Annotated in this window: 4 protein-coding genes; 3 read left to right on the top strand and 1 reads right to left on the bottom strand. The window is 47.9% G+C overall.

The genetic code is table 11. The features are described 5' to 3' along the window. The 3 genes from AB1466_03480 to AB1466_03470 all read left to right on the top strand — a co-directional run. A partial coding sequence (locus AB1466_03480) for an SPASM domain-containing protein (GenBank protein MEW6189158.1) occupies positions 1–399 on the top strand: 399 nt, incomplete at its 5' end. Then, on the top strand, positions 386–1,672 hold the full coding sequence (gene hemL, locus AB1466_03475) for a glutamate-1-semialdehyde 2,1-aminomutase (GenBank protein MEW6189157.1): 1,287 nt from the start codon (positions 386–388) through the stop codon (positions 1,670–1,672). The genes AB1466_03480 and hemL, both read left to right, overlap by 14 nt. A 2-nt stretch (positions 1,673–1,674) precedes the next feature. After that, the gene (locus AB1466_03470) at positions 1,675–2,424 is read left to right on the top strand and encodes a polyprenol monophosphomannose synthase (protein ID MEW6189156.1); all 750 of its coding nucleotides are present in this window, start codon (positions 1,675–1,677) and stop codon (positions 2,422–2,424) included. Here AB1466_03470 and AB1466_03465 read toward each other — a convergent pair. Continuing rightward, on the bottom strand, positions 2,395–2,687 hold a 293-nt coding region (locus tag AB1466_03465; GenBank protein ID MEW6189155.1), incomplete at its 5' end, for a DUF1573 domain-containing protein. The genes AB1466_03470 and AB1466_03465 overlap by 30 nt on opposite strands.

The raw sequence follows: 2,687 nt of genomic DNA, 5'->3' as shown, positions 1-2,687 counted from the left end.
AGGGCTCGGAGGGAAAAAGAAAAGGTGAGCTTCGAGACCCATGGTCTTGAGGCCATGACCAGAGGTTGCCTGGGTGGAATCTCCTTCTGTTTTGTTTCTCACCTGGGTAAAGTTCAGCCCTGCGGTTACCTGGAACTTGATTGTGGAAATGTTCGGGAAAGACCCTTCAAGGAAATCTGGTTTGAATCTCAAATCTTCAGGAATTTAAGGGATTTTCGGAAGCTCAAAGGGAAGTGTGGAATTTGCGAGTATAAGGGGATTTGTGGGGGATGCAGGGCGAGAGCCTATGCTTTAACCGGTGATTATCTGCAGGAGGAACCCTATTGCATTTACCAGCCTTCAGCCGCGAGTCAAAAGATTGGCGGAAAACGGGGGGTTAAAGGACATGGACATGTCTAAATCGCATGAGTTATTTGCCCGAGCTAAAGAATATATTCCGGGAGGGGTGAACAGTCCAGTTAGAGCCTTTAAGGCTGTGGGCATGGAACCCCTCTTCATCACCAAGGGCAAAGGATCGAAAATCTACGATGCCGATGGAAATGAATACATCGATTATGTCTGCTCTTGGGGTCCCCTCATCCTCGGTCATGCTCATCCCGATGTAATTTCGGCGGTGAAAGATATTTTGGAGAATGGAACCAGCTTTGGTGCGTGCACCGAACTCGAGGTGGAACTGGCAAAGCAAATCATAGAAGCAGTTCCCTCCATCGAGCAGGTTCGAATGGTGAATTCGGGAACCGAAGCGACCATGAGTGCCATAAGACTCGCCAGGGGGTACACGGGGCGAGAAAAGGTTATCAAGTTCGAAGGCTGTTATCACGGACACGTGGACCATCTTTTGGTAAAAGCTGGTTCGGGTGTCGCCACCCTTGCCATCCCAGGTACACCTGGGGTTACCTCCAAGGTGGCTTCGGATACGATAGTTCTACCCTACAATGACTTGGAAAGCGTTGAGAAGGTCGTCAGGGAGCAGCATGAGGAGATCGCTTGCATGATAGTGGAGCCCATAGCCGGTAATATGGGCGTGGTCCTTCCCCAACCCGGGTTCTTGGAGGGATTGAGGAAAATTACTCTGGAATACGGGATAGTTCTCATTTTTGACGAGGTAATCACGGGCTTTAGGGTTTCCTATGGCGGTGCTCAAGAACTTTATAATGTCATGCCTGATTTGACCTGTCTGGGCAAGATAATCGGTGGAGGCTTCCCGGTGGGTGCCTTTGGTGGAAGGCGAGAGATCATGGAATGTGTGGCTCCCGTGGGCTCGGTATATCAAGCTGGTACTCTTTCCGGAAATCCCATAGCCATGACTGCAGGACTTGTAACGCTCAAAATCCTCTCCGATGGCGGGATTTATCAGGACTTGGAGAGGAAGGGAGCCATGCTCTCCGAGGGCTTGCGGGAAAATGCCAGGGAATTGGGGATAAAAGCATATTTCACGAGGGTTGGATCCCTTTCGTGCATGTTCTTCACGGATAAAGAGGTTTTAAACTTCGAGACAGCTGCCAGTTCGGATACCGAAAAATATGCCCACTATTTCCGAGAGATGCTTAAGTCTGGTATCTATCTTGCACCTTCTCAGTTCGAAGCATGTTTCATCTCCACGGCTCATACGGATGAAGACATCCAAAGGACCATAGAGGCTAACCGCGAGGCTCTAAAAAATCTGAGGTAAGGATGGACTTGTCCGAGGTACTGATAGTAATACCCACTTATAATGAACGCGAAAATGTAGAAAAGCTGGTCAAGGCGATAATTGAGGTTGATAAAGATTTCAATATCTTATTTATAGACGACGATTCCCCCGATGGTACGGGCGAAATCGCCTTTGTCTTGTCCGAGAAATTTCCGCAGGTGCAGGTCCTTCGACGGAGAGGGGAAAGGGGATATGGAGTCGCCTGCAAGGATGGATTTAATTATGGTCTGAAACGGGACTTCAAATATATTTTTTCCATGGATGCCGACTTTTCACATGACCCGAAAGATATCCCCAGGCTACTTCGGAGAATGAAGAATTGCTCCATGGCAATCGGCTCTCGCTATGTGGATGGTGGGAAGATCGTAGCCGATTGGGGATTCTTTCGAAGATTGCTGAGTACATGGGGGAATAGATTCGCTCGCCTATTACTGGGACTCCCTTTCAAGGACTGTACCAGTGGTTTCAGAGGATATCGCCGAGAGATTCTGAAAAGTCTGGAATTGGATACGATTACCTCGGATGGATACGCTTTTTTAATTGAGCTTCTCAATAGAGGTTATGAGAAGGGGTTTGCAATCGAGGAAATACCCATAACCTATGTAGACAGGCAGAAAGGAAAATCCAAACTTTCAAGGAAGGTCATCCTGGAGGCACTAATTTTGGTGATAAGGTTGGGCTTAAAGAGGCTTTTTGGGAAATCAAGTCAAGCTGTACACACCCAACGTTGAGATTCGATCGTTTTCCCTTGCGAGGATCTTTTCTAGGTCGAGATCGAGAAGGGTACATAAAGCTGCGATGTAGAACATGGAGTTTCCCAACTCTGCTTCCACTATCTCACGGCAATTGGAGCACAAGTTTCCTTCTATGTGTGTTTTTACATATTTTGAAACCTCGGAGAAGTTGACATTTGGGGGGACGGGTTGTTTTTCCGCCTTGATCTTTAAACATCCACAGTTTGTGACGGCTTTGGCCATAGCCCTGTTGACATGAG

The organism is Actinomycetota bacterium (genome assembly GCA_040755895.1).
Classification (GTDB): Bacteria; Actinomycetota; Aquicultoria; order Subteraquimicrobiales; family Subteraquimicrobiaceae; genus Subteraquimicrobium.
Note: the sequence above shows the minus strand (reverse complement) of the source record. Positions and strands in the feature narration are given on the sequence as shown.

Bases quoted from the DNA above. Each gene is read 5' to 3' on its own strand.
- AB1466_03470 (MEW6189156.1), top strand. From the start codon at position 1,675: ATGGACTTGTCCGAGGTACTGATAGTAATACCCACTTATAATGAACGC.
- hemL (MEW6189157.1), top strand. From the start codon at position 386: ATGGACATGTCTAAATCGCATGAGTTATTTGCCCGAGCTAAAGAATAT.